The organism is Pseudomonas poae, from assembly GCA_028869255.1.
In the GTDB taxonomy this organism is placed as follows: Bacteria; Pseudomonadota; Gammaproteobacteria; order Pseudomonadales; family Pseudomonadaceae; genus Aquipseudomonas; species Aquipseudomonas poae_C.
Genome location: CP110972.1, coordinates 675,373 through 700,566, shown reverse-complemented (window position 1 = coordinate 700,566; position 25,194 = coordinate 675,373). Strand labels below are relative to the sequence as shown.

Below are 25,194 nucleotides of genomic sequence, written 5' to 3'. Positions count from 1 at the left end.
CATGAACACTACTTTAAGTACCGCCTATAACTACAAGGTGGTCCGCCAATTCGCCATTATGACGGTGGTGTGGGGCATCGTCGGCATGGGGCTCGGGGTTTTTCTCGCCGCCCAATTGGTGTGGCCCGCGCTCAACTTCGATTTGCCCTGGACCAGCTTCGGCCGCTTGCGCCCGCTGCACACCAACGCAGTGATTTTCGCCTTTGGCGGCTGCGCGCTGTTCGCCAGCTCGTTTTACTCGGTGCAGCGTACCTGCCAGACGCAGCTGTTCGCGCCGAAAATCGCCGCGTTCTGCTTCTGGGGCTGGCAGTTGGTCATCGTTTTGGCCGCGATCACCTTGCCGCTGGGCTACACCAGTTCCAAGGAATACGCCGAGCTGGAATGGCCGATCGACATCCTCATCACCATCGTCTGGGTGGCCTACGCCATCGTGTTCTTCGGCACGGTGATGAAGCGCAACACCAAGCATATCTACGTCGGTAACTGGTTTTTCGGTGCGTTCATCATCACCGTGGCCATCCTGCATATCGTCAACAACCTGGAAATCCCGGTCAGCCTGACCAAGTCCTACTCGCTCTACGGCGGTGCGACGGATGCCATGGTGCAGTGGTGGTATGGGCATAACGCGGTAGGCTTTTTCCTCACCGCCGGTTTCCTCGGGATGATGTACTACTTCGTACCCAAACAGGCCGAGCGTCCGGTGTATTCCTATCGCCTGTCGATCGTGCACTTCTGGGCGCTGATCACCCTGTACATCTGGGCCGGCCCGCACCACCTGCACTACACCGCGTTGCCGGACTGGGCACAGTCGCTGGGCATGGTGATGTCGCTGGTGCTGCTGGCACCGAGCTGGGGCGGCATGATCAACGGCATGATGACCCTCTCGGGCGCCTGGCATAAGTTGCGCAGCGACCCGATCCTGCGCTTTTTGGTGGTGTCCCTGGCCTTCTACGGCATGTCGACCTTCGAAGGCCCGATGATGGCGATCAAGACGGTCAACGCCCTCTCCCACTACACCGACTGGACCATCGGCCACGTCCACGCCGGCGCCCTCGGTTGGGTGGCGATGATCTCCATCGGCGCGCTGTACCACATGCTCCCGAAAATCTTCGGCCGCGAGCAGATGTACAGCCTCGGCCTGATCAACGCGCACTTCTGGCTGGCCACCATCGGCACCGTGCTCTACATCGCGTCGATGTGGGTCAACGGTATCGCTCAGGGCCTGATGTGGCGTGCGGTCAACGAAGACGGCACCTTGACCTACTCCTTCGTCGAAACCCTGGTGGCCAGCCACCCTGGCTTCATCGTGCGGCTGGTGGGCGGTGCGATCTTCCTCAGCGGCATGTTCCTGATGGCTTACAACACTTGGCGCACCGTGCGCTCGGCGCAGCCCGCCGAAGCCGCCAACGCCGCGCAGATGGCCTGAGGAGTCGACGATGAAACACGAAACGATTGAAAAGAACGTCGGCCTGCTGATGCTGCTGATGGTGCTCGCCGTGAGCATCGGCGGCCTGACCCAGATCGTCCCGCTGTTTTTCCAGGACGTGACCAACAAGCCGGTCGAAGGCATGAAGCCCTACACCGCGCTGCAACTCGAAGGCCGCGACATCTATATCCGCGAAGGCTGCGTACAGTGCCACTCGCAGATGATCCGCCCGTTCCGCGCCGAGACCGAGCGCTACGGCCACTACTCGGTAGCGGGCGAAAGCGTGTGGGACCACCCGTTCCTGTGGGGCTCCAAGCGCACCGGACCGGACCTGGCCCGCGTCGGCGCACGCTACTCGGACGACTGGCACCGCGCGCACTTGTACAACCCGCGCAACGTGGTACCCGAGTCGAAGATGCCGGCCTACCCCTGGCTGGTCACCGCCCAGGTCGACAGCAGCCACACCGAGACCAAGTTAAACGTGATGCGCACCCTCGGCGTGCCGTACAGCGACGACGACATCAGTGGCGCAGTGGCCAGCCTCAAGGGCAAGACCGAGATGGACGCGCTGGTTTCGTACCTGCAAGTGCTCGGCACTGCCATCAAGAGCAAGAGGTGAGCCATGGGATTTGAATTCGATGCAGGCACCCTCCGCGGCCTCGGCACGCTGGTGGTCGCCATCGCCTTTATCGGCCTGTCGCTGTGGGTGTTCAACAACAAGCGCAATGCGGAATTCGAGCAGGCGCGCCTGCTGCCCTTCGCCGATGAACCCACTCCATCCGACGCTCAAGAAGAGCCTGCAACAAGGAGCAACCAGCCATGACCCTTTTCTGGAGTACATGGATCTGCGTACTGACCCTCGGCAGCCTGATCGGCCTGACCTGGCTGTTGATCGGCACCCGCAAGGGCGAAACCCGTGGCAGCGTCGACCAGACCATGGGCCACGCCTTTGATGGCATCGAGGAATACGACAACCCGCTGCCCCAGTGGTGGTTCATGCTGTTCGTCGGCACCCTGGTGTTTGCCGTCGGCTACCTGATCCTCTACCCGGGCCTGGGCAACTGGAAAGGCGTGCTGCCGGGCTATGAAGACGGCTGGACCTCGGCCAAGGAATGGGACAAGGAAATGGCCAGGGCCGACACCAAATTCGGGCCGATCTTCGCCAAATTCTCGGCCATGCCCGTGGAAGAAGTGGCGAAAGACCCGCAGGCGCTGAAAATGGGCGGGCGCCTGTTCGCCTCCAACTGCGCGGTGTGCCACGGCTCGGATGCCAAGGGTGCATTCGGCTTCCCGAACCTGGCGGACAACATCTGGCGCTGGGGCGGTTCGGCCGAAGCGATCAAGGCCACCATCCTCAACGGTCGCCACGCGGCGATGCCGGCCTGGGGCGAAATACTCGGCGACAACGGCGTGAAAAACGTCGCCGCCTATGTGCGCCACGACCTGGCCAAACTGCCACTGCCGGCCGACAGCACGGCTGACCTGGCGGCCGGCCAGGCCGCGTTCAGCACCACCTGTGTGGCTTGCCACGGCCCACAAGGCCACGGCATGGAAGCCATGGGCGCACCTGACCTGACCAAACCGGCCGGCTATATCTACGGCACCAGCCTTGCGCAGTTGCAGCAGACCATCCGCCACGGCCGCCAAGGCCAGATGCCGGCGCAGGAAGTGCTGCAAGGCAATGACAAGGTGCACCTGCTGGCGGCTTACGTGTATAGCCTGTCCCATCAATAGCAGCGGGTGAGCTGCCAGTTTTGAGCTTCAAGCTGCAAGAGAAGAGCCCCCAACTTGAATCTTGCAGCCGTTTTTTCTTGCGGCGGACAACGTGCCACCAATGGCTGCCGCCCTGCGGCCCTTCGTCACACCCTTCCAAAGCACAACTTTCCCCCCTGCCATTCGGGTCTACGCTTGCTGCACAGCGGGCGGTTTTGGCGTACGCAACGGTATCCGTTGCGGCCTGGAAAAATTCTTGTCCACTCGATCAGCTTTCGATTTCTGATTTTGTCCTTACGCCAAACATGGAAAGGGCGCAGAATCTGGCGCGGAACGCATTGATACAGGTCAGCCATTGCGTTGCAATGGCCTATCGGTTTGTCCATACTTGCGGCCGATTTCAACTATAAAAAAACCTAAACCGTGGAACCTTAGAATGAGCACAGCAATCAGTCCGACTGCTTATAACTATAAGGTAGTCCGCCAGTTCGCCATCATGACGGTGGTCTGGGGGATCCTTGGCATGGGGCTCGGGGTGTTCATCGCCTCGCAACTGGTGTGGCCGGAATTGAATTTCGGTTTGCCATGGACAACCTTCGGCCGCCTGCGCCCGCTGCACACCAACCTGGTGATCTTCGCCTTCGGCGGATGTGCATTGTTTGCCACCTCCTACTATGTCGTGCAGCGAACCTGCCAGACGCGACTGATCTCCGACGGCCTCGCGGCCTTCACCTTCTGGGGCTGGCAAGCCGTTATCGTCGGCGCCATCGTCACCCTGCCGCTGGGCTACACCACCACCAAGGAATACGCCGAGCTGGAATGGCCGATCGCGATTTTGCTCGCGATTGTCTGGGTGACCTACGCCGTGGTGTTCTTCGGCACCATCGTCAAGCGCAAAACCAAGCACATCTACGTGGGCAACTGGTTCTACGGCGCGTTTATCCTGGTGACGGCGATGCTGCACATCGTCAACCACGCCTCGCTACCAGTAAGCCTGTTCAAGTCCTACTCGGCCTACGCCGGGGCGACGGATGCGATGATCCAGTGGTGGTACGGCCACAACGCCGTGGGTTTCTTCCTGACCACCGGCTTCCTGGGGATGATGTACTACTTCGTGCCGAAGCAGGCCGAACGTCCTATTTACTCGTACCGCCTGTCCATCGTGCATTTCTGGGCGCTGATCACCCTGTACATCTGGGCTGGCCCGCACCACTTGCACTACACCGCATTGCCGGACTGGGCGCAGTCGCTGGGCATGGCGATGTCGATCATCCTGCTCGCTCCGAGCTGGGGCGGCATGATCAACGGCATGATGACCCTGTCGGGCGCCTGGCATAAGTTGCGCACCGACCCGATCCTGCGCTTCCTCGTGGTATCGCTGGCGTTCTACGGCATGTCGACCTTTGAAGGGCCGATGATGGCGATCAAGACCGTCAACTCGCTGTCCCACTACACCGACTGGACCATCGGCCATGTCCACGCCGGCGCCCTCGGTTGGGTGGCGATGATCTCTATCGGCGCGCTGTACCACATGATCCCCAAACTGTTCAGCCGTGCGCAGATGCACAGCGTCGGGCTGATCAACGCGCACTTCTGGCTCGCCACCATCGGCACCGTGCTCTACATCGCCTCGATGTGGGTCAACGGCATTACCCAGGGCCTGATGTGGCGTGCGATCAACGATGACGGCACCCTCACCTACTCCTTCGTCGAAGCGCTGCAAGCCAGCCACCCGGGCTATATCGTTCGTGCCCTGGGCGGTGCGTTCTTTGCCAGCGGCATGTTGCTCATGGCCTACAACGTCTGGCGCACCGTGCGTGCCTCCGACCCTGCGCAAGCTGAAGCCGCCGCCAAGATCGCCGTAGTGGGAGCCCACTGATGAAGCACGAAGTAGTCGAGAAGAATATCGGCCTGCTGGCCTTCTTCATGGTCATCGCCGTGAGTATCGGCGGCCTGACGCAGATCGTTCCGCTGTTTTTCCAGGACGTGACCAACAAGCCGGTCGAAGGCATGAAGCCGCGTACCGCGCTTGAACTGGAAGGCCGCGACGTCTACATCGCCAACGGTTGCGTGGGCTGCCACTCGCAGATGATCCGCCCGTTCCGTGCCGAAACCGAACGCTACGGCCATTACTCGGTCGCCGGTGAAAGCGTGTGGGACCACCCGTTCCTGTGGGGCTCCAAGCGCACCGGCCCGGACCTGGCCCGTGTCGGCGGGCGTTACTCCGATGACTGGCAGCGTGCGCACTTGTACAACCCGCGCAACGTGGTGCCCGAGTCGAAAATGCCGGCGTACCCGTTCCTCGTGGAAAACAAGCTCGACGGCAAGGACACCGCGAAGAAAATGGAAGTCTTGCGCACCCTGGGCGTGCCCTACACCGACGAAGACATCGCCGGTGCAGCCGCAGCCGTGAAGGGCAAGACCGAAATGGACGCATTGGTGGCCTACCTGCAAGGCCTTGGCACCATCATCAAAAGCAAACGGTGACCTTCATGGATATCGGGATGATTCGAGGCCTGGGCACCGTTGTGGTGATGGTGGCCTTTATCGGCCTGGCGCTGTGGGTGTTCAGCCCCCGGCGCAAGTCGGAGTTTGACGACGCGACCATGCTGCCTTTTGCGGATGATCCCGAAGCCATCAAGCACGTCGAGCAAGCTTCTAGGAGTAACAAAGAATGACTACGTTCTGGAGTCTGTACGTCACAGTCCTCAGTCTGGGTACCATCTTCGCCCTGACCTGGCTGCTGCTGTCGACCCGCAAGGGCCAGCGCGCCGAGCAAACCGACGAGACGGTCGGCCACTCGTTCGACGGCATCGAGGAGTACGACAACCCGCTGCCCAAGTGGTGGTTCATGCTGTTCGTCGGCACCATCATTTTCGCCCTCGGCTACCTGGCACTGTACCCTGGCCTGGGCAACTGGAAGGGCTTGCTGCCGGGCTACAACTACCTCGACAACGACAAGCAAACCCCGTTTGCCAACGGCCAGACCGGCTGGACCGGCGTGCATGAATGGGAAAAGGAAATGGCCAAGTCGGAAGCCAAGTTCGGGCCGATCTTCGCCAAATTCGCAGCGATGCCGATTGAAGAAGTGGCCAAGGACCCGCAAGCCCTGAAGATGGGTGGCCGTTTGTTCGCCTCCAACTGCTCGGTATGCCACGGTTCCGACGCCAAAGGCGCCTACGGCTTCCCCAACCTGACTGACGCCGACTGGCGCTGGGGCGGCGAACCGGCGACCATCAAGGAAACCATCATGAAAGGCCGCCATGCGGTGATGCCGGCCTGGGCCGAAGTCATCGGCGAGCAAGGCGTGGCCGATGTGGCCGGTTTTGTGGTGACCAACCTCGATGGCCGCAAACTGCCGGAAGGCGCCAAGGCCGACGTGGCCAACGGCGCAAAACTGTTCGCCGCCAACTGCGTGGCCTGCCACGGCCCTGCCGGTAAAGGCACCCCGGCAATGGGCGCACCGGACCTGACTCACCCGGGCGCATTTATCTACGGTTCGAGCTACGCCCAACTGCAGCAAACCATCCGTTACGGCCGTCAGGGCCAGATGCCTGCTCAGGAGCTGTTGCAAGGCAATGACAAAGTGCACTTGCTGGCGGCGTATGTTTACAGCTTGTCCCATGGCGATAAATCTGCTGACACCGAATAACATTCCCCAGCAGAACAAGCCCCGCAGGTGTGCACTTGCGGGGCTTTTTTATTTGAGCCGCCCGGCCCGATCAAGGCTTATATCCTGCTGCGATTACCCAGAGTGAGCCATTCGTTCAACACAGTATGGGAAATCATATTTACAAACCCGGACCCACCTAACCCATCCAGAATTTTAGTGACGAGCGACGAGCGCAACAGCAGCTCACTTGCAAACAGTCTGTGCTCGTTAGTGTATCGACTCGAACTATTCGAGTTTTTGACCCGCTGCAGGGTGTCGCGTGTCACCACATTCTCCGTCTCACTGGCATTGCGCCCCACGACGAACGTGTGTGGTTTGGAAAAAGTGCTGAAATTACTAAGTAAATGCCACGTGAGATCGAGATCCGACTTGCTGCTGAAGTGGCCGTTCTGAGGATGAATAAAGGCAGCGACACTCGCACGATTAATATCGCCACCGCGTGCCAGTTTTTCCATGAGCCCGGGATTACCCAGCAGCGCAAGGGCAAACTTCGAAAACTGAGCTTCGCTCCCCTCCTGCGAGCCGCTGCGCGCTACTGTTTCCAACGATTCGCGGGTAACGACACCTGGCTGCCTGAGGTCAGTAAACTTGGAAAAATTAGTGCTCAGATAAACGGCCATGCCTCGATTGCTCAAAGCCTTGAAGGCATTTTCGGACACTGGATTTACCGCAGGTGCCACTCCTTGGCGGGTCGCCAAGTCTGGCAACCTATTAGTAGAAGCTACACTCATGAACCTCTCCTGAGCTAAAAATAATATTAAAGAACACTCATTAAAATTTATAAAAAAGCACCTGCAAGAGCGCCCCTTACGAACCATCCAAACTTCAAACCAAATTTGGTACTGGGTAAGTGGCAGCACCGACACAATTCGTTCCTACAAAAAAATTCAGCATGTGTAAAAAGAAACCGCTTGGATGATAAGAATGTAATGCGCCTAACAGCTAGACCAGTCTCTATTCAATGTAGGACTTTCCACTGTATCGGGCTTGCAGCCCCACAACAAAGTAGTAACGCATCTGCATTGAATCCTGACTCAGGGAAGTTATTTCATGACCATTACCACTATTTCCAGCCGCGAAGTAATCCAGGCACAAGAGGTGTCAAAAAGCCGACCTCACGTCCACCGGTGTCGCTGATTAATCCATGGGACGAATGACCTGCTTACTGGCCAAAAACGTCCATACTTCCCCTGTCAATTGATCCAGATCACGTACACCATCAATTGATTTCCCCCAACGCGACCAAAGGTCGCACCCTTTGCCAAGGATCGGGGGCGTATCATTACGCCACTGCAACACCCTTAATTTGACCCCGGTTGGCACGTACTGGCCGAGGCAAATCTCCACCGCCGTGGGATGCAATGATGAGCGACCAGATACCGGTACATGACGTTACCCCGCCTGCCCAAAATACGAACCAGCCCGTCGACCTCTACGCGTCGCGAGAAAAAATCTACACCCGCGCCTTCACCGGCCTGTTCCGCAATTTACGCATGCTCGGTGGCGCCGCGTTGTTCCTGCTCTACTTCGGCACGGTGTGGCTGAACTGGGGGGGCCACCAGGCCGTGTGGTGGAACCTGCCGGAGCGTAAATTCTTCATTTTTGGCGCGACCTTCTGGCCCCAGGACTTCATCCTGCTCTCGGGCATTCTCATTGTTGCGGCGTTTGGCCTGTTCTTTATCACGGTCTACGCCGGGCGCGTGTGGTGTGGCTATACCTGCCCGCAAAGCGTGTGGACGTGGATTTTCATGTGGTGCGAAAAGGTCACCGAAGGCGACCGCAACCAGCGCATCAAACTCGACAAAGCCCCGATGGGCGCCAACAAATTCCTGCGCAAATTCAGCAAGCACACGCTGTGGCTGCTGATAGGCTTTGCCACCGGCATGACCTTCGTCGGCTACTTCTCGCCGATCCGCGAATTGGTGTTCGACTTCTTCACCGGCCAGGCCGACGGCTGGTCGTATTTCTGGGTCGGCTTCTTCACCCTCGCCACCTACGGCAACGCCGGTTGGTTACGCGAGCAGGTGTGCATCTACATGTGCCCGTATGCACGCTTCCAGAGCGTGATGTTCGACAAGGACACCCTGATCGTCTCCTACGACCCGCGCCGTGGCGAAGTGCGCGGCCCGCGTAAAAAGGGCATCGACTACAAGGCCCAGGGCCTGGGCGATTGCATCGACTGCACAATGTGCGTGCAGGTGTGCCCCACCGGTATTGACATCCGCGACGGCCTGCAAATCGAATGCATCGGTTGCGCCGCCTGTATCGACGCCTGCGACAACATCATGGACAAGATGGAATACCCACGCGGCCTGATCAGCTACACCACCGAGCACAACCTGTCCGGGCAGAAAACCCACAAGCTGCGCCCGCGTTTGATTGGCTATGCACTGGTGTTGCTGACGATGATCGGCCTGTTGGCCGGCGCGTTTTTCATGCGCTCGCTGGTGGGCTTCGACGTGAGCAAGGACCGCGTGCTGTTCCGCGAAAACGCCGAGGGGCGGATCGAAAACGTCTACAGCCTGAAGATCATGAACAAGGACCAGCGCGACCACACCTACGTGCTCGACGCCGCAGGCCTGCCGGACCTCAAGCTGCAAGGCCGGCGCGAAATCAAGGTGGCCGCCGGCGATATCGTCAGTATGCCGGTGGAGTTGTCGAGCGCGCCGGAGCAATTGCCGTCGAGTACCAACGAGGTCAAATTCATCCTCACCGACGCCGATGACGACAGTGTTCGTATTGAAGCCAAGAGCCGATTCATCGGCCCCCAAGTCCGTTAAACAGAGAGCACAACAATGCCCGCAGCTACTGCCGCAAGCCCCTGGTACAAGCACCTCTGGCCCTGGATCATCGTTGGGATCCTGGCCTGCTCGGTGACCTTGACCTTGTCCATGGTCACCATCGCGGTGAACAACCCGGACAACCTGGTCAACGACAATTACTACGAGGCCGGCAAGGGCATCAACCGCTCCCTGGACCGCGAGCTCCTGGCCCAGACCCTGCAGCTGCGTGCCAAAGTGCACCTGGACGAGCTGACCGGTGAAGTCGAGGTGCACCTGAGCGGCAACAGCAACCCGGCGACCCTGGAGCTGAACCTGATTTCCCCGACCCAGCCGGAGAAGGATCGCAAGATCAACCTGGCCCTCAGCGCCAGCGAACCCGGGCGCTATATCGGCCAGGTCACCGACAAGGTCGAAGGGCGGCGCTTCGTCGAATTGCTCGGTGTGGAAGGCGATCGCACCTGGCGTATGTTCGAAGAAGAACAGGTCAGCCACGACAAGGACTTGCTGCTGGGCGACGAACCATTGCAGGGTGCTGAAGACCTGAAAAAATAAAGCCGCGCTTCGCGCATCGCGGGCAAGCCCACTTCCACATTTGGAACGCGTTCCAAATGTGGAAGTGGGCTTGCCCGCGAAGAGGCCCTGACAGCCACTATAGATTTCAAACCATGACCACCCCAACCCCTTGCTACCACTGCGCCCTGCCCGTCCCGCGCGGCAACCGCTTTACCGCCGTGATCCTCGGCGAGCGCCGCGAGCTATGCTGCCCAGGCTGCCAGGCAGTGGCCGAAGCCATCGTGGCCGGTGGGCTGGAAAGCTATTACCAGCACCGCAGCGAAGCCTCGGCCAACCCCGAGGCGCTGCCAGTGCAGTTGGTAGACGAACTGGCGCTGTACGACCGCGCCGATGTGCAAAAACCCTTTGTGCGCCACGAGGGCGATCTCGCCGAAGCCACGCTGTTGATGGAAGGCATCAGCTGCGCGGCCTGTGGCTGGCTGATCGAGAAACACCTGCGCAGCCTGCCCGCGGTGGCCGAGGCGCGGCTGAACCTGTCCAACCATCGCCTGCACGTGCGTTGGGCCGATGGGCAATTGCCATTGAGCCAGTTGCTCAGCGAACTGCGCCACATCGGCTACGCCGCCCACCCTTATCAGGCCGACCGCGCCGCCGAACAACTGGCCAGTGAAAACCGCCTGGCCTTGCGCCAACTGGGAGTGGCCGGCTTGTTGTGGTTCCAGGCGATGATGGCGACCATGGCTACTTGGCCGGAATTCAATATCGACCTGAGCCCGGAGCTGCACGTGATCCTGCGCTGGGTTGCGATGTTTCTTACAACACCCATCGTGTTCTACAGCTGCGCGCCATTTTTCAAAGGCGCCCTGCGTGACCTGCGCACCCGCCACCTGACCATGGACGTGTCGGTGTCCCTGGCGATTGGCGGTGCGTACCTGGCGGGCATCTGGACCGCGATCACCGGGGTGGGCGAGTTGTATTTCGACGCCGTCGGCATGTTCGCGCTGTTCCTGCTGGCCGGCCGCTACCTGGAGCGCCGCGCACGCGAGCGTACGGCCGCCGCCACCGCGCAGTTGGTCAACCTGTTGCCCGCCTCGTGCCTGCGCCTCAAAGGCGATGGCCAGAGTGAACGCATCCTGCTCAGCGAACTGGCGGTGGGTGACCGCGTGCTGGTGCACCCCGGTGCGGTACTGCCGGCGGACGGGGTGATCCTCGACGGCCAATCTAGCGTCGATGAGTCGCTGCTCACCGGTGAATACCTGCCGCAACCGCGGCACGTCGGCGAGGCGGTTACCGCCGGCACCCTCAATGTCGAAGGAGCCCTGACCGTCGAAGTACGCGCGCTGGGCCATGACACGCGGCTGTCCGCCATCGTGCGCCTGCTGGAGCGGGCGCAGGCCGAGAAACCGCGCCTGGCGCAAATCGCCGACCGCGCCGCGCAGTGGTTCCTGCTGTGCTCGCTGATGGCCGCCGCCGTGATCGGCCTGGTGTGGTGGGAACTGGATGCATCGCGGGCATTCTGGATCGTGCTGGCGATGCTGGTCGCCACCTGCCCGTGCGCGCTGTCCCTGGCCACACCGACGGCCCTCACCGCCGCCACCGGCACCCTGCACAAACTCGGGCTGCTGCTGACCCGTGGTCATGTGCTGGAAGGCTTGAACCAGATCGACACGGTGATTTTCGACAAGACCGGCACCCTCACCGAAGGCCGCTTGGCGTTGAGAGCGATCCGCCCATTGGGCAGCGCCAGCAGCGACCTGTGCCTGGCGCTCGCCGCCGCCCTTGAACAGCGCTCTGAGCACCCGATTGCGCGGGCCTTCGGGCGTGCCCCGCTGGCCGCCGATGAGGTGCTCAGCTTCCCGGACTGGGCCTGGAAGGTCGCGTGGGTGAACGCCTGCTGCGCATCGGCCAGCCCGGTTTTGTCTGCGAACTCAGTGGCTGCCCGATCCCCGCCTCGCCAAACGAAGCCGGCCAATGGCTGCTGCTGGGCGACCGTGACGGTGCGCTCGCCTGGTTCGTGCTGGATGACCGCCTGCGCAGCGACGCCCCTGCCCTGCTGGCCGCCTGCAAGGCTCGCGGCTGGCGCACACTGCTGCTGTCCGGAGACAGTTCGCCGATGGTCGCCAGTGTGGCTGCCGAACTGGGCATCGACGAAGCCCACGGCGGCCTGCGCCCCGACGACAAGCTGCACGTGCTGCAACACTTGCACAAGCAAGGTCGCAAGGTGCTGATGCTCGGCGATGGCGTCAACGATGTGCCGGTGCTCGCCGCCGCCGATATCAGCGTGGCCATGGGTTCGGCCACCGACCTGGCCAAGACCAGCGCCGACGCGGTGCTGCTGTCCAACCGGCTCGACGCGCTGGTGCAAGCCTTTAGCCTGGCACGACGCACCCGTCGGGTAATCATTGAAAACCTGCTGTGGGCCGGGCTGTACAATGGCCTGATGCTGCCGTTTGCTGCCCTGGGCTGGATCACCCCGATCTGGGCGGCGATCGGCATGTCCCTCAGTTCGTTGACCGTGGTGCTCAACGCCCTGCGCCTGACTCGCCTGCCGAGCGCGCAGGCCCCAGGCGCCCCCTCAGTAACCCGCCCACTGCCGGCTTGAGCCGTGCGGGCATGGAGTGCAGATGCCAGCTTTATACGTGATGATTCCGGCGGCGCTGCTGTTGGTGGGGGTCGCCATCTACATCTTCTTCTGGGCGGTGGACAGCGGCCAGTACGACGACCTCGACGGTCCGGCCCACAGCGTGCTGTTCGACGACCAGGACCCGAACCACCTGGCCGCCATCGACGAAGCCAACAGGCCGGAGCAACCGCAGGCCCCTAAAGAACCGCCCCATGCTTGAATTGGCGCCATTGCTGGTCTCCGCGTTGATCCTCGGCCTGCTCGGCGGCGGCCACTGCCTGGGCATGTGCGGCGGGCTGATGGGGGCACTGACCCTGGCAATCCCCAAGGAGCAACGCAGCCGTCGTTTCCGCCTGCTGCTGGCGTACAACCTGGGGCGCATCCTCAGCTACGCCACTGCCGGGCTGCTGATCGGCCTGGCTGGCTGGGCGGTGGCCAACAGCCCCGCGGCGATGTTCATGCGCGTACTCGCCGGCTTGCTGTTGATCAGCATGGGCCTGTACCTGGCTGGCTGGTGGAGCGGCCTGACCCGCATCGAAAGCCTCGGGCGCGGCCTGTGGCGCTACCTACAGCCCGTCGCCAACCGTTTGCTGCCGGTGTCCAGCCTGCCGCGTGCGTTGCTGCTGGGCGCGCTGTGGGGCTGGCTGCCATGTGGGTTGGTCTACAGCACCCTGCTGTGGGCCGCGAGCCAGGGTAATGCGCTGGACAGTGCGTTGCTGATGCTGGCGTTTGGGTTGGGCACCTGGCCGGTGCTGCTGGCGACGGGTTTGGCGGCTGAACGGGTGACGGCGCTTTTGCGTAAACGCAGTGTGCGCATGGCCGGGGGGCTGCTGGTGATTCTGTTCGGGGGGTGGACACTTCCCGGTCCACATCAGCATTGGCTAATGGGCCACTGATAAGGTGTGGCATAGCGCCGCTCCCCGTTGATGCAAATCAACATGGCTCGCCGGTCACGCCCCTAGACTCGGCCCACTAGCCTATCCGGGGGAACGCCCGCATGCTCGACGCCATTCGTTGGGACACCAATCTGATTCACCGTTACGACCTGGCGGGACCGCGCTACACGTCCTACCCCACCGCCGTACAATTCGACAGCCAGGTCGGCACTTTCGACCTGCTCCACGCCCTGCGCGACAGCCGCAAGGCCGCACGCCCGTTGTCGCTGTATGTGCATGTGCCGTTCTGCGCGAACATTTGCTACTACTGCGCCTGCAACAAGGTGATCACCAAGGACCGTGGCCGCGCCCACGCGTACCTGCAACGCCTGGAGCAGGAGATCCAGCTGGTGGCCTGCCACCTCGACCCGAAACAGCCGGTGGAGCAGCTGCACTTCGGCGGCGGAACGCCGACCTTTCTCAGCCATGATGAACTGCGCCAGGTGATGGGTTGCCTGCGCCAGCACTTCAATTTGCTGGATGATGACTCCGGCGACTACGGCATCGAGATCGACCCGCGTGAGGCAGACTGGGCCACCATGGGCCTGCTGCGCGAATTGGGCTTCAACCGCGTGAGCATCGGCCTGCAAGACCTCGACCCGGACGTGCAGCGCGCGGTCAACCGCCTGCAAAGCCTGGAAGAAACCCGTGCGGTCATTGATGCGGCGCGCACCCTGCAGTTTCGCTCGATCAATATCGACCTGATCTACGGCCTGCCCAAGCAGACACCGATCAACTTCGCCCGCACCGTGGAGGAAGTGATCAGGCTGCAACCGGACCGCCTGTCGGTGTTCAACTATGCGCACCTGCCGGAGCGTTTCATGCCCCAGCGGCGCATCGACACCGACGACTTGCCGTCGCCTGCGTCCAAGCTACTGATGCTGCAAACCACCATCGAGCAACTGACCCAGGCCGGTTATCGCTATATCGGCATGGACCACTTTGCCCTGCCGGACGACGAACTCGCCATCGCCCAGGAAGAAGGCACCCTGCAGCGCAACTTCCAGGGCTATACCACCCATGGTCATTGCGACCTGATCGGGCTTGGCGTGTCGGCCATCAGCCAGATCGGCGACCTGTATTGCCAGAACACCAGTGACCTCAGCGCCTACCAGAACACCCTGGCCGGCGCGCAGTTGGCCACCAGCCGTGGCTTGCGCTGCACCACTGACGACCGGTTGCGACGGGAGGTGATTCAGCAGTTGATCTGCACGTTCAGCCTGGCATTCGAGCAGGTTGAACACGCCTTCAACATTGATTTTCGCGGGTATTTCGACGACGTATGGCCGCAACTCGAGGCCATGGCGCAAGACGGCCTGATCGCGCTGGACGCCCAGGGCATTCGTGTGCTGCCAGCCGGAAGGCTGCTGGTGCGGTCGGTGTGCATGGTGTTCGATGCCTATCTGGAGCACCAGAATCGGCAGCGCTTTTCACGGGTGATCTAGTTACATCGCCAGCGAGGCGGCCTTGAGCGCGCCATCAGCGCTCATGCTTTTCATCGCCTTGAGCAAGGAGCCCTGGGAGGTCATCAAGCCGGCCTGCAGCGCACTGATAGCGCCCTGGATGTTGTTGGTCTTCACCCGGGCCTGCTCCGGCGTCAGGCTGTTGTCATTCGCGACCGCCTGGAGCTCGGCCATTTTCTCGGCGATCTGTTGCTTGAGCTTGCGGATCATTTTGAGGATCTGTTTAACGCTTTCATCCAAGCCACTGTCATCGATGTCGGAATTGGCTTTACTGGCCACCGCCACCGCCTTGAACGCCGCGCCGGAAATCGTCACCGTCACGCCTTCCACGCCTTTGGTTTCAGCAGCCGGCGCAGCGGCCTGGGTCTTTACGGCAGGTTCGGCGGCTGACTTCGCGCTCGGCACTGCAGGCACTCGGATGGCAGGATTGTAGGCGGCAATGACAGACATGGTCCGAGCTCCGGCGTGTAGGAATGCCCTTGTATCGGCGCAGATACAAAAAACTTTATACCGTTGCCGGTTTTTGTACAAGCTGGCCTCAGCGCCCCCCAGTGCGTTACCCTTACGTCTTATGTGTGTTTTCCCACAAGGATTTAAGAAATGTCCGAGCCAGTTAAACTGCGCGCTCATAGCCAGGCTCATTGCAAGGATTGCAGCCTGGCCCCCCTCTGCCTGCCACTTTCGCTGAATCTGGAAGACATGGATGCGCTGGACGAGATCGTTAAACGCGGTCGCCCGCTGAAAAAAGGCGAGTTTCTGTTTCGCCAGGGCGACAAGTTCGATTCCGTCTATGCAGTACGTTCGGGTGCATTGAAGACCTTCAGCCTGAGCGACGGCGGCGAAGAGCAGATCACCGGGTTCCATCTGCCCAGCGAGCTGGTCGGGTTGTCGGGCATGGACACCGAGATTCACCCGGTGTCGGCCCAGGCCCTGGAGACTACGTCGGTGTGCGAAATCCCCTTCGAGCGCCTCGACGAACTGGCCCTGCAATTGCCGCAACTGCGCCGCCAACTGATGCGCGTCATGAGCCGCGAAATTCGTGACGACCAGCAAATGATGCTGCTGTTGTCGAAGAAAACCGCCGACGAGCGCATCGCCACCTTCCTGGTCAACCTGTCGGCGCGGTTCCGTGCCCGTGGTTTCTCGGCCAACCAGTTCCGCCTGAGCATGTCGCGCAATGAAATCGGGAATTACCTGGGCCTCGCGGTGGAAACCGTGTCCCGCGTATTTACCCGCTTCCAGCAGAACCAGCTGATCGCCGCCGAAGGCAAGGAAGTGCATATCCTCGACCCGATCCAGCTATGCGCGCTGGCCGGTGGCTCCCTGGAAAGTTGATGCAAAGGCTTGCGGCCGCGCCAATCGGCGAGGCCGCAGGTATACTTCGAGTCCGTTTTCCACCCCAGGACTCTGCGACGATGACTTTCGATTCGTTCGACATCAAATCCCTGATCCGCCCTGTCATCGACTTCCCCAAGCCTGGGGTGATCTTTCGTGACATTACCCCGCTGTTCCAATCGCCCAGGGCCTTGCGCCTGGTGGCCGACACCTTTGCCCAGCGCTATGTCGAAGCCGATTTCACCCACATCGGCGCGATGGATGCTCGCGGCTTCCTGATCGGCTCGATCATCGCCTACCAACTGAACAAACCGCTGATCCTGTTTCGCAAGCAGGGCAAGCTGCCGGCTGACGTGCTGGCCGAGGGTTACCAGACCGAATACGGCGAAGCCTTTCTCGAAGTGCACGCCGACAGCCTGTGCGAAGGCGACTCGGTGCTGATGTTCGATGACCTGATCGCCACCGGCGGCACCTTGATTGCAGCGGCCAACCTGGTGCGGCGCATGGGCGCGAAGATCTTCGAAGCGGCGGCGATTATCGACCTGCCGGAGCTGGGCGGCTCGCAGCGCCTGGAAGATATGGGCATACCGACGTTTTGCCTGACGCAGTTTGCGTTGACTGAACGGTAACGGTTGTCTGTACCGGCCTCATCGCGGGCAAGCCCGCTCCCACAGGTGATCACATTCACAGAAATGAATGTGTGAACCCGATCACCTGTGGGAGCCGGGCTTGCCCGCGATGAGGCCCGAAAGAACAGCGCAGATCAGAGCCCCATCTGCTTGCTGATGATTTCATTCATCACCTCGCGAGTGCCGCCACCGATGGACAGAATGCGGTTGTCGCGGTACAGCCGCTCCACCAGGCTGCCGCGCATATAGCCCTGGCCGCCGAGGATCTGCACGGCATCATAGGTGACGCGATCGGCGGTATCCGTGGCGAAGTTCTTGGCCATGGAGATCTCCTTGATCACACTTTTGCCGGCGGCCATCTTCGCCGCCTGGCGGTAGGTGAATTCCCGCGAGACTTCCACCGCCGTGGCCATTTCCGCCAGGCGATGCTTGAGCACCTGGAACTTGCCGATAGGCTTGCCGAACGCCTCCCGTTGGCTGGCCCACTTGAGGCTTTCCTCCAAGGCCAGCTGCGCGGTCATATTGGCCATCAGGGCCAAGGCCAGGCGTTCGCTCTGGAAGTTGCCCATGATGCAGGCGAAGCCCATGTTCTCGGCGCCAATCAAATCGCCGACAGGCACTGGGCAATCGTCGAAGAATAATTCAGCCGTGTCCGACGCCCACCAGCCCATTTTCTTCAGGGGCTGGCCGACGGTGAACCCTGGGGTGTTTTTCTCGATCAGCAACAGGCTGATGCCGGCAAAGCCCGGCCCGCCGGTGCGCACAGCGACGGTGTAGAAGTCGGCACGAATGCCGCTGGTGATAAACGTCTTGCTGCCGCTCACGCGGTAATGCTCGCCGTCGCGCACGGCACGGGTCTGCAGGTTGGCCACATCGGAGCCGCCACCCGGCTCGGTAACGGCCAGCGCAATGATCTTCTCACCTGCCAACACCTGCGGCGCCACCCGTTCGCGCACCTCGGGCCGCGCCCATTTGACCAGCGGCGGCAAGCCGATATCCAGCGAGCCCAAGCCCGCCACCACGCCAGCGGACCCGCAGCGCATCAGTTCTTCGCTGGCCGCGACTTTGGCGAACAGATCACCTTCGTGGCTGCCGCCCAAGGCTTCGGGGTAACCGATACCGAGAAGCCCCGCTGCGCCTGCCTTGAGGTACAGCTCGCGAGGAAAGCTTTCGGCCTCTTCCCATTGCTCGATGCCCGGCAACATCTCGCGCTCGACGAAACGGCGCACGCTGTCGCGGATCAATTGGTGGCTGGGGTCGAAGTAGTCCTGGTAGGCAGACATCGGCAAACTCCACGCAGAGGTGGAGCGAAATTACCAAGCGCTTGCTTGGTTATCAAGCTGGACGTAGCTATCACACACACCACAAAACGAATGTGGGAGCGGGCTTGCTCGCGAAGGCGGTGGATCAGTCAACACATCTGGTGACTGACACTGCGTATTCGCGAGCAAGCCCGCTCCCACCTTTTGAACGGCTTTGTTGCTTAGAGGGCGATCGGTTTGCGCCCGGCAAATGAGTGCGCCAGCGTGCCGCCATCCACCAATTCCAGCTCGCCACCCAGCGGCACGCCGTGGGCGATACGCGAGGTGATCAAGCCTTTGTTGGTCAACAGCTGCGCGATGTAATGCGCCGTCGCTTCACCTTCAACCGTCGGGTTGGTCGCCAAGATCACCTCGGCAAAGGTGCCCTGCTCTTCAATCCGCGCCACCAATTGCGGAATACCAATCGCCTCCGGCCCCAGGCCGTCCAGCGGCGACAAATGGCCCTTGAGCACAAAGTAGCGCCCGCGATAACCGGTCTGCTCCACCGCATACACGTCCATCGGCCCTTCCACCACGCACAGCAGCGTATCGTCGCGGCGCGGGTCGGCGCATTGCGGGCAGAGTTCTTCTTCGGTCAGGGTGCGGCACTGGCGGCAATGGCCGACCCCGGTCATGGCCTGGCTCAGGGCCTGGGCCAACCGCGTGCCGCCGCTGCGATCACGCTCCAGCAGTTGCAGCGCCATGCGTTGGGCGGTTTTCTGGCCGACGCCTGGCAAAGTGCGCAGCGCGTCGATCAGTTGGCGAATCAGGGGGCTGAAGCTCATGGGCGAATGGTCCGACAAAACAACGAGACGCGGTTTATACCCGCGCCCCGGATTAGCGTCAAATCCTCAATCCTGTGCGACGCGTACCACCAACTTGCCGAAGTTGCGCCCTTCCAGCAAACCGATAAAGGCTTCAGGCGCTTGCTCCAGGCCATCGACCACGTCCTCACGGAACTTGATCTTGCCATCGCGCACCCATGGCGCCATGGCGCTGAGGAATTCAGGCTGGCGATCGCCATAGTCATCAAACACGATAAAGCCCTGGATGCGCACCCGCTTGGTCAGCAAAGTGCGTTGCAACGCAGGCAATCGGTCAGGCCCGCTTGGCGCCTCATGGGCATTGTAGCCGGCGATCAATCCGCACAGCGGAATGCGCGCCTTGGGGTTGAGCAGCGGCAGCACCGCATCGAATACCTTACCGCCGACGTTTTCGAAGTAGATATCCACGCCCTTGAAACAGGCCTGGGCCAGTTCGTCGGCAAACTCCGCGCTCTTGTGGTCGATACAGGCATCAAAGCCCAATTCGTCCACCACATAGCGGCACTTGTCGGCGCCGCCCGCAATACCGACCACGCGCAAGCCCTTGAGCTTGGCCACCTGCCCCACCACCGAGCCCACGGCGCCGGAGGCTGCCGCCACCACCAGGGTTTCCCCAGCCGTGGGCTGGCCGATGTCCATCAGGCCCATGTACGCGGTCATGCCGGGCATGCCCAGCACACCCAAGGCCATGGACGGGCTGGCCAGGCCCTTGGGCACCGGCATCAGGTTGCGACCATCGGAGATGCTGTGGCTCTGCCAGCCGGTGGCACCGACCACCAGGTCGCCCACTTCGAATTTTGGATTGCGCGACTGCTCGATACGGCTGACAGCACCACCGGTCATCACTTCATCGATTTCCACCGGCGCTGCGTAGGACGGAGCGTCGCTCATGCGTCCGCGCATGTAAGGGTCGAGGGACAGGTACAGGGTTTTCAAAAGGACCTGGCCGTCTGCCAACTCCGGCAGGTTCACACGCTCCAGGCGAAAGTTCTCCGGGGTCGGTGCACCTTGGGGGCGCGAGACCAGGACAATGCGCTGGTTGAGAATCGGTTCTTGAGGCATCTGGGGCTCCTTTAACGAATGCTTCGGTATAGGGTGCAGACCATGGGGGCAGTGCCGGGGTTCAGCTCGGATGACGTATTGGGGCTGCTTCACAGCCCAGCGCGGGCAAGCCTGCTCGCCACCACCACAAATAAAAATGCCAGGCACTGGGCCTGGCATTGGAGTCTAGCTAAAGCTCGTCGATCAGAACGGCAGCTTCATGCCCGGTGGCAATTGCATGCCGGCGGTCACGCCGCCCATTTTTTCCTGGCTGTTGGCTTCGATCTTGCGCACGGCGTCGTTGACGGCCGCGGCGAACAGCGCCTCGAGCATTTCCAGGTCATCTTCGCCTACGCCTGGCAATACGCTTGGGTCGATGCTCACGCGCTTGATGTCGTGACGACCGGTCATCACCACGCTGACCATATCGCCACCGGCTTTACCGGTGACTTCGGCGTTGGCCAGTTCTTCCTGCATCTTGGCCATTTTTTCCTGCATCTGCTGCGCCTGCTTCATCAGGCCGGCCATGCCACCTTTCATCATGGGAATCACCTCAAAGTACGTGGATCAATAAGTAGCCCGGTGTCAGGACGCCTGGGGCACCGGGGCTTCGACAGGTTCAATAGTATCGTGACGGACGACCGCACCGAACTGTTGCATCATTTGCTGGATAAGCGGGTCGCCATGGATCGAGTCTTCGGCCTCACGCTGGCGGTTGATACGCCGACGGGTGGCAGCCTGGGCCGGGGTTTCCTGCTCGGGCTTGATCAGCTCGATGGCGATGGTCAGCGTGCGCTCATGGTACTGGTTCAATGCATCGTTGAGGCGACGCTGCTGGGTCGCGTTGAACAGGGCGCTATGGGCCGGGTCCAGGTGCAACAGCCAGTGGTCACCGTCGACGGCGATCAGGGTGCAGTTGGCGGCGATGCTGCCGGTCATGCCGGAAATTGGCAATTTCGGAAACAATTCCAACCATTGCAGGGCCAGGCCGGTGGCCGGCGCCGCTGCAGGCTCGGCCTCGGGTTCCGGGGCCGGCTCGGCGGTATGCTCGCTGGCCAGGTCGTCCAGGTAGCTGTAGGCCGAATCCATGTCCGGCTCGATGTAGTCTTCGTCCAGCGGCGGTTCGTCGTCGAGGTCGATGCCCGGGGTAGCGGCTTCTACCTGGGCCACGGTCGGCTCCGGAACCGGCGCAGAAACCCACTCGGGCGCGGCCGGCACCACACTGTCGGGGGTCGGCGCAGGCATCGGCGTCAGCTCGGGCTGCTCGCCGCTGGTTTCGAGCACGGGCTCCACGGCGGGCTGCAGCTCGACTTCCGGCTCGACCTCTACCGGGTCATTCCACGGCAGGTCGACCACGGGCTCAGGCTCGGGCACGACCACCGGCTCAGGCGCCGGCGCAACCACGGGCGCAACCACCACCGGCTCAGGCTCGGGCACCGGCGCAGCAACCACTGGCGCAACCACCGCCGCGCCAGCCACTGGTTTGGCGGAATCAACTGTGGCCTGGCTGATCCCCACTGGCTTTAGCGGCTGTCTCGGCGCATCTGCCGAATCCGCTGGCCGGAACGCCAGCATTCGCAGCAGGACCATTTCGAAGCCACCACGCGGGTCCGGGGCCAGGGGCAGGTCGCGGCGGCCGATCAGGCCCATCTGGTAGTAAAACTGTACATCTTCGGCCGGCAACGCCTGGGCCAGGGCCAACACGCGGTCGCGGTCGCCATGACCATTGTCGACACCCTCAGGCAGGGCCTGGGCGATGGCCACGCGGTGCAGCACATTGAGGATTTCCGAGAGCACGCCGTTCCAGTCCGGGCCCTGTTCAGACAAATGCCGCACGGCCTCGAGCAACGCCTTGGCGTCGCCCTCGATCAACGCGTGCAGCACGTCGAACACCTGGCCGTGGTCGAGGGTGCCGAGCATGGCACGCACATCGGCGGCCATGACCTTGCCTTCACCGAAGGCGATGGCCTGGTCGGTGAGGCTCATGGCATCACGCATCGAGCCGTCAGCGGCGCGGCCGAGCAGCCACAGCGCGTCGTCTTCGAACGGTACGTTCTCGACGCCCAGCACATGGGTCAAATGCTCGACCACGCGCTCAGGCGTCATGTTTTTCAGGGAGAACTGCAGGCACCGCGACAGAATAGTGGCCGGAAGTTTCTGCGGGTCAGTGGTGGCCAGAATGAATTTGACGTAGGGCGGCGGCTCTTCCAGGGTTTTCAACAGCGCGTTGAAAGAGTGGCTGGACAGCATGTGCACTTCGTCGATCAGGTAGACCTTGAAGCGGCCACGGCTCGGCGCGTACTGCACGTTGTCCAGCAGCTCGCGGGTGTCTTCGACCTTGGTGCGGCTCGCGGCGTCGATCTCGATCAGGTCGACGAAACGCCCTTCGTCGATTTCCCGGCACACCGAGCAGGTGCCGCAGGGCGTCGAAGTGATACCGGTTTCACAGTTCAGGCATTTGGCGATGATGCGCGCAATAGTGGTCTTGCCCACCCCCGGGTACCGGTGAACAGGTAGGCGTGGTGCAGCCGCTGGCTGTCCAAGGCATTGATCAGAGCCTTGAGCACATGGGTCTGGCCGACCATTTCGCGGAACGAGCGCGGACGCCATTTACGTGCAAGAACCTGATAACTCATCGAAAACCGTCGCAACTGGGAAGCGGAAGCCGGTAATGCTAGCGGAGCAAGGGGGAAATTGCATCCGGCACGCTCGTCTAATCTGACTAAGCTCTGCTGATTGGCCCCGAAAAGGCCTGAACCCGGAGAGTGTATGCGCGTAGTCCTGGGCGCTTTATGGATGATCACCACGGCCAGCCTGGCGGCACCCGCGCCGCTGTGTTTCTCGGTTTCCGACAGCTGGGCGATGCCCATGGTGCAGTTGGAGGACGGCCGGCCCACCCAGGGTATTTTGTATGACTTGATGTTGAGCCTGGCCACCCAGGTCGGCCGCCCGGCGCAGTTCCATGTGCTGGCGCGGGCGCGTATCTCGGCGGCCATGCAGCACGGCGATATCGACGTGCGCTGTTATGTCACCCAGGCCTGGTTCGACAATATGTCCGGGGATTACACCTGGAGCATCCCCCTGATGGTGCAGCGCAACCTGTTGGTCAGCACCCAGGCTCCCGTGCAGCCGGTACAGGTGAGCAAACTGCCGCCCCAATCGATCGGTACGGTGCTCAATTATCGCTACGCCACGCTCGACCCGCTGTTTGCCGCCGGTCAACTGACCCGCGACGACGCCCGCAGCGAAGAACAGGTGCTGCACAAGCTGGTGGCCGGGCGTTTCAAGTATGCGGTGAGCAACGAATGGATACTCGACCGCTTCAACCAGCACATGCCCACCGGCAAAAAATTGCACAAAATCGCCGTGATCGACGAGCAGCGCGTCGGCTGCACCGTGCGCAATGACCCGAACGTGCCGGTGCAGCGGATCCTGCGCACCCTGCTGCGGATGCAGATGTCAGGCGAGATCGATGCAATCATCCGGTTGTACACCGGCGAACACCCGGAGCCCCTGCACACTCCTGACAAGAACTGACAGGACGGCCTTATAGACTGGGCTCACTTAACGTCCGTCCTCAAGGAGCCTGCATGAACACCCTCGCCCATTACTTCCTGCTGTACGTCGATAGCCCGGCCACCAGTGCCAACTTCTATAGCCGCCTGCTGGGCAAGCCGCCGGTGGAGCTGAACCCGACGTTTGCGCTGTTCATCCTCGACAACGGCGTGAAGCTGGGGCTGTGGTCGCGGCATACCGTGGAACCGGCCGCCCAGTTCACCGGTGGCGGCGGTGAACTGGGCTTCTCGCTGCCCAACCAGGCCGCCGTGGATGCCTTGCACGCGCAGTGGGTTGAGCGTGGCGCGACGATCATTCAATCACCGACCGCGCTGGATTTCGGCTACACCTTCGTCGCCCAGGACCTGGACGGCCACCGCTTGCGGGCGTTTTGCCTGAGCGACTGACCGCCAGCGCCCTTCCAGGCTGATGGCCGCCACGCTGGCCAGCACGATCACACCGCCGAGCACCACCTGCACGGCAATGTGCTCGCCCAGCAGCGTCGCGGCCATCAGCATGGCCACCGGCGGGATCAGGTACATCGCCACCGAGGCGCGGCTGACCTCGACATGTTTCAACACATAACCCCAGGCCAGGTACGCCAGTGCGCTGGGGAAAACCCCGAGCACTAGCACCGCCAGGTTTTCCGCCAACGGCGCCTGCACCACGGCGGCTGGCAGGCCCGGCAGGTTCACGGCGAGCATCAGCGTGCCCGCCCACACCATGTAGCACGCCATGGTCAGTGGGCTGTAGCGGTGGGCATAGTGCTTCTGCAGGGCGAAGTACACGCTCCAGGACAGCGCCGCCAGCAGGATCAGCAAGCCACGCGGGTTGATATCCGCCACGCCCTGATCCCCCCAGATCACCACCAGCACGCCGAGCAGCCCCAGCAGCACGCAGCCCCAGCGCCAGGCGCTGACCCCCTCCTTCAAGCAGAAAAACGCAATCAGCACGCTGCACAGTGGCGCCGACTGTGCCAGCACGCTGGACGCGGCCGCCGTCACCCATTGCTGCCCGTAATTGAGGCTGGTGTGATGCAGGAACACCCCGAAAAACCCCAGCACCAGCAACCACGGCAGATCCCGCAGGCGCGGCCGACCGATGCCCAGCACCAGTGCCACCGCGCCCATAAACACCGAGGCGATCAAAAACCGCAGCAACGCCAACTGGCCGGGGCTATAGCTGTGCAGCCCCAGGTGCACGCCAATCGGCGAATACGCCCAACAGAGGATGACGCTGGCGACAACTAGCGTTAGCTTTACGGGTGAAGGGGGATTCATCAATGGCGTCCGCAAACAGAGAGGGAATGCCGTCAGTCTTGGCCTCGGCAAGGCGCAGGACAATTAACCGTTTCTGACATCTGAAATCACTGGAACTGAG

The 25,194-nt window shown here is 61.8% G+C and carries 24 protein-coding genes and 2 pseudogenes; 18 read left to right on the top strand and 8 right to left on the bottom strand.

Going from position 1 to position 25,194, the window contains the following annotated elements; translation table 11 throughout:
- Position 1 precedes the first annotated feature (1 nt).
- From ccoN (LRS56_03320) to ccoP (LRS56_03285), 8 genes are all read left to right on the top strand, one after another.
- Positions 2-1,426, top strand: coding sequence for a cytochrome-c oxidase, cbb3-type subunit I (gene ccoN / locus LRS56_03320; GenBank protein WDU63592.1), 1,425 nt, complete (start codon positions 2-4; stop codon positions 1,424-1,426).
- 10 nt (positions 1,427-1,436) lie between these two features.
- Positions 1,437-2,045 (top strand): cytochrome-c oxidase, cbb3-type subunit II, encoded by a 609-nt coding sequence (ccoO, locus tag LRS56_03315; GenBank protein ID WDU63591.1) that lies wholly within the window; start codon positions 1,437-1,439, stop codon positions 2,043-2,045.
- A 3-nt stretch (positions 2,046-2,048) separates the two neighbouring features.
- Positions 2,049-2,249: a CcoQ/FixQ family Cbb3-type cytochrome c oxidase assembly chaperone gene (locus LRS56_03310; protein WDU63590.1), complete on the top strand. Its 201-nt coding sequence runs from the start codon at positions 2,049-2,051 to the stop codon at positions 2,247-2,249.
- Positions 2,246-3,160 carry a cytochrome-c oxidase, cbb3-type subunit III gene (ccoP, locus tag LRS56_03305; GenBank protein WDU63589.1) on the top strand — a complete coding sequence of 305 codons (915 nt, stop codon included), beginning with the start codon at positions 2,246-2,248 and terminating at the stop codon, positions 3,158-3,160. The genes LRS56_03310 and ccoP (LRS56_03305) overlap by 4 nt, the downstream gene beginning before the upstream one ends.
- A 415-nt stretch (positions 3,161-3,575) precedes the next feature.
- On the top strand, positions 3,576-5,018 hold the full coding sequence (ccoN, locus tag LRS56_03300) for a cytochrome-c oxidase, cbb3-type subunit I (GenBank protein WDU63588.1): 1,443 nt from the start codon (positions 3,576-3,578) through the stop codon (positions 5,016-5,018).
- Complete coding sequence (gene ccoO / locus LRS56_03295; GenBank protein WDU63587.1) at positions 5,018-5,626, top strand: cytochrome-c oxidase, cbb3-type subunit II; 609 nt, start codon at positions 5,018-5,020, stop codon at positions 5,624-5,626. The genes ccoN (LRS56_03300) and ccoO (LRS56_03295) overlap by 1 nt, the downstream gene beginning before the upstream one ends.
- Positions 5,627-5,631: 5 nt before the next feature.
- Complete coding sequence (locus LRS56_03290) at positions 5,632-5,817, top strand: CcoQ/FixQ family Cbb3-type cytochrome c oxidase assembly chaperone (protein ID WDU63586.1); 186 nt, start codon at positions 5,632-5,634, stop codon at positions 5,815-5,817.
- The gene (ccoP, locus tag LRS56_03285; protein WDU63585.1) at positions 5,814-6,791 is read left to right on the top strand and encodes a cytochrome-c oxidase, cbb3-type subunit III; all 978 of its coding nucleotides are present in this window, start codon (positions 5,814-5,816) and stop codon (positions 6,789-6,791) included. Before LRS56_03290 ends, ccoP (LRS56_03285) begins: the two co-directional genes overlap by 4 nt.
- A gap of 77 nt (positions 6,792-6,868) precedes the next feature.
- Here the strand turns inward: ccoP (LRS56_03285) and LRS56_03280 are convergent, their stop codons facing one another.
- A complete protein-coding gene (locus LRS56_03280; protein WDU63584.1) occupies positions 6,869-7,543 on the bottom strand; it encodes a hypothetical protein in 675 nt (224 codons plus the stop codon).
- Positions 7,544-8,176: 633 nt separating this feature from the next.
- Here LRS56_03280 and ccoG point away from each other — a divergent pair.
- The 6 genes and pseudogenes from ccoG (at position 8,177) to hemN (ending at position 15,111) form a co-directional block, all read left to right on the top strand.
- Entirely contained in the window at positions 8,177-9,592 is a 1,416-nt protein-coding gene (ccoG, locus tag LRS56_03275; protein WDU63583.1) for a cytochrome c oxidase accessory protein CcoG, read from the top strand.
- 15 nt (positions 9,593-9,607) lie between these two features.
- Positions 9,608-10,147: a FixH family protein gene (locus LRS56_03270; GenBank protein WDU63582.1), complete on the top strand. Its 540-nt coding sequence runs from the start codon at positions 9,608-9,610 to the stop codon at positions 10,145-10,147.
- Between the two features lie 113 nt (positions 10,148-10,260).
- Positions 10,261-12,710: pseudogene (locus LRS56_03265) on the top strand (heavy metal translocating P-type ATPase).
- A 22-nt stretch (positions 12,711-12,732) separates the two neighbouring features.
- Positions 12,733-12,951, top strand: coding sequence for a cbb3-type cytochrome oxidase assembly protein CcoS (gene ccoS / locus LRS56_03260; protein WDU63581.1), 219 nt, complete (start codon positions 12,733-12,735; stop codon positions 12,949-12,951).
- Complete coding sequence (locus LRS56_03255; protein ID WDU63580.1) at positions 12,944-13,627, top strand: sulfite exporter TauE/SafE family protein; 684 nt, start codon at positions 12,944-12,946, stop codon at positions 13,625-13,627. Before ccoS ends, LRS56_03255 begins: the two co-directional genes overlap by 8 nt.
- A 101-nt stretch (positions 13,628-13,728) precedes the next feature.
- Positions 13,729-15,111 carry an oxygen-independent coproporphyrinogen III oxidase gene (gene hemN, locus LRS56_03250; GenBank protein WDU63579.1) on the top strand — a complete coding sequence of 461 codons (1,383 nt, stop codon included), beginning with the start codon at positions 13,729-13,731 and terminating at the stop codon, positions 15,109-15,111.
- Here the strand turns inward: hemN and LRS56_03245 are convergent, their stop codons facing one another.
- A complete protein-coding gene (locus LRS56_03245) occupies positions 15,112-15,579 on the bottom strand; it encodes a hypothetical protein (GenBank protein ID WDU63578.1) in 468 nt (155 codons plus the stop codon).
- A gap of 150 nt (positions 15,580-15,729) precedes the next feature.
- Between LRS56_03245 and fnr the strand changes: the two genes are divergently transcribed.
- Positions 15,730-16,464, top strand: coding sequence for a fumarate/nitrate reduction transcriptional regulator Fnr (fnr, locus tag LRS56_03240; protein ID WDU63577.1), 735 nt, complete (start codon positions 15,730-15,732; stop codon positions 16,462-16,464).
- An 80-nt stretch (positions 16,465-16,544) separates the two neighbouring features.
- On the top strand, positions 16,545-17,093 hold the full coding sequence (locus tag LRS56_03235) for an adenine phosphoribosyltransferase (protein WDU63576.1): 549 nt from the start codon (positions 16,545-16,547) through the stop codon (positions 17,091-17,093).
- Positions 17,094-17,227: 134 nt separating this feature from the next.
- Here the strand turns inward: LRS56_03235 and LRS56_03230 are convergent, their stop codons facing one another.
- The 5 genes and pseudogenes from LRS56_03230 to dnaX form a co-directional block, all read right to left on the bottom strand.
- On the bottom strand, positions 17,228-18,376 hold the full coding sequence (locus tag LRS56_03230) for an acyl-CoA dehydrogenase family protein (protein ID WDU63575.1): 1,149 nt from the start codon (positions 18,374-18,376) through the stop codon (positions 17,228-17,230).
- 200 nt (positions 18,377-18,576) lie between these two features.
- The gene (gene recR, locus LRS56_03225; protein WDU63574.1) at positions 18,577-19,179 is read right to left on the bottom strand and encodes a recombination mediator RecR; all 603 of its coding nucleotides are present in this window, start codon (positions 19,177-19,179) and stop codon (positions 18,577-18,579) included.
- A gap of 66 nt (positions 19,180-19,245) precedes the next feature.
- Positions 19,246-20,280 (bottom strand): NADP-dependent oxidoreductase, encoded by a 1,035-nt coding sequence (locus tag LRS56_03220; GenBank protein ID WDU63573.1) that lies wholly within the window; start codon positions 20,278-20,280, stop codon positions 19,246-19,248.
- Positions 20,281-20,463: 183 nt separating this feature from the next.
- Complete coding sequence (locus tag LRS56_03215; protein ID WDU63572.1) at positions 20,464-20,802, bottom strand: YbaB/EbfC family nucleoid-associated protein; 339 nt, start codon at positions 20,800-20,802, stop codon at positions 20,464-20,466.
- A 42-nt stretch (positions 20,803-20,844) separates the two neighbouring features.
- Positions 20,845-22,895: pseudogene (gene dnaX / locus LRS56_03210) on the bottom strand (DNA polymerase III subunit gamma/tau).
- Between the two features lie 133 nt (positions 22,896-23,028).
- Between dnaX and LRS56_03205 the strand changes: the two are divergent.
- Together LRS56_03205 and LRS56_03200 are read left to right on the top strand one after the other, a co-directional pair.
- Positions 23,029-23,796 carry a transporter substrate-binding domain-containing protein gene (locus LRS56_03205; GenBank protein WDU63571.1) on the top strand — a complete coding sequence of 256 codons (768 nt, stop codon included), beginning with the start codon at positions 23,029-23,031 and terminating at the stop codon, positions 23,794-23,796.
- A gap of 53 nt (positions 23,797-23,849) precedes the next feature.
- Positions 23,850-24,221, top strand: a complete 372-nt coding sequence (locus tag LRS56_03200; GenBank protein ID WDU63570.1) for a VOC family protein — start codon at positions 23,850-23,852, stop codon at positions 24,219-24,221.
- On the opposite strand, the gene LRS56_03195 is transcribed toward LRS56_03200, so the two are convergent.
- Positions 24,135-25,094, bottom strand: a complete 960-nt coding sequence (locus LRS56_03195; protein ID WDU63569.1) for a DMT family transporter — start codon at positions 25,092-25,094, stop codon at positions 24,135-24,137. The two genes, LRS56_03200 and LRS56_03195, sit on opposite strands and share 87 nt — an antisense overlap.
- Positions 25,095-25,194: the final 100 nt, after the last annotated feature.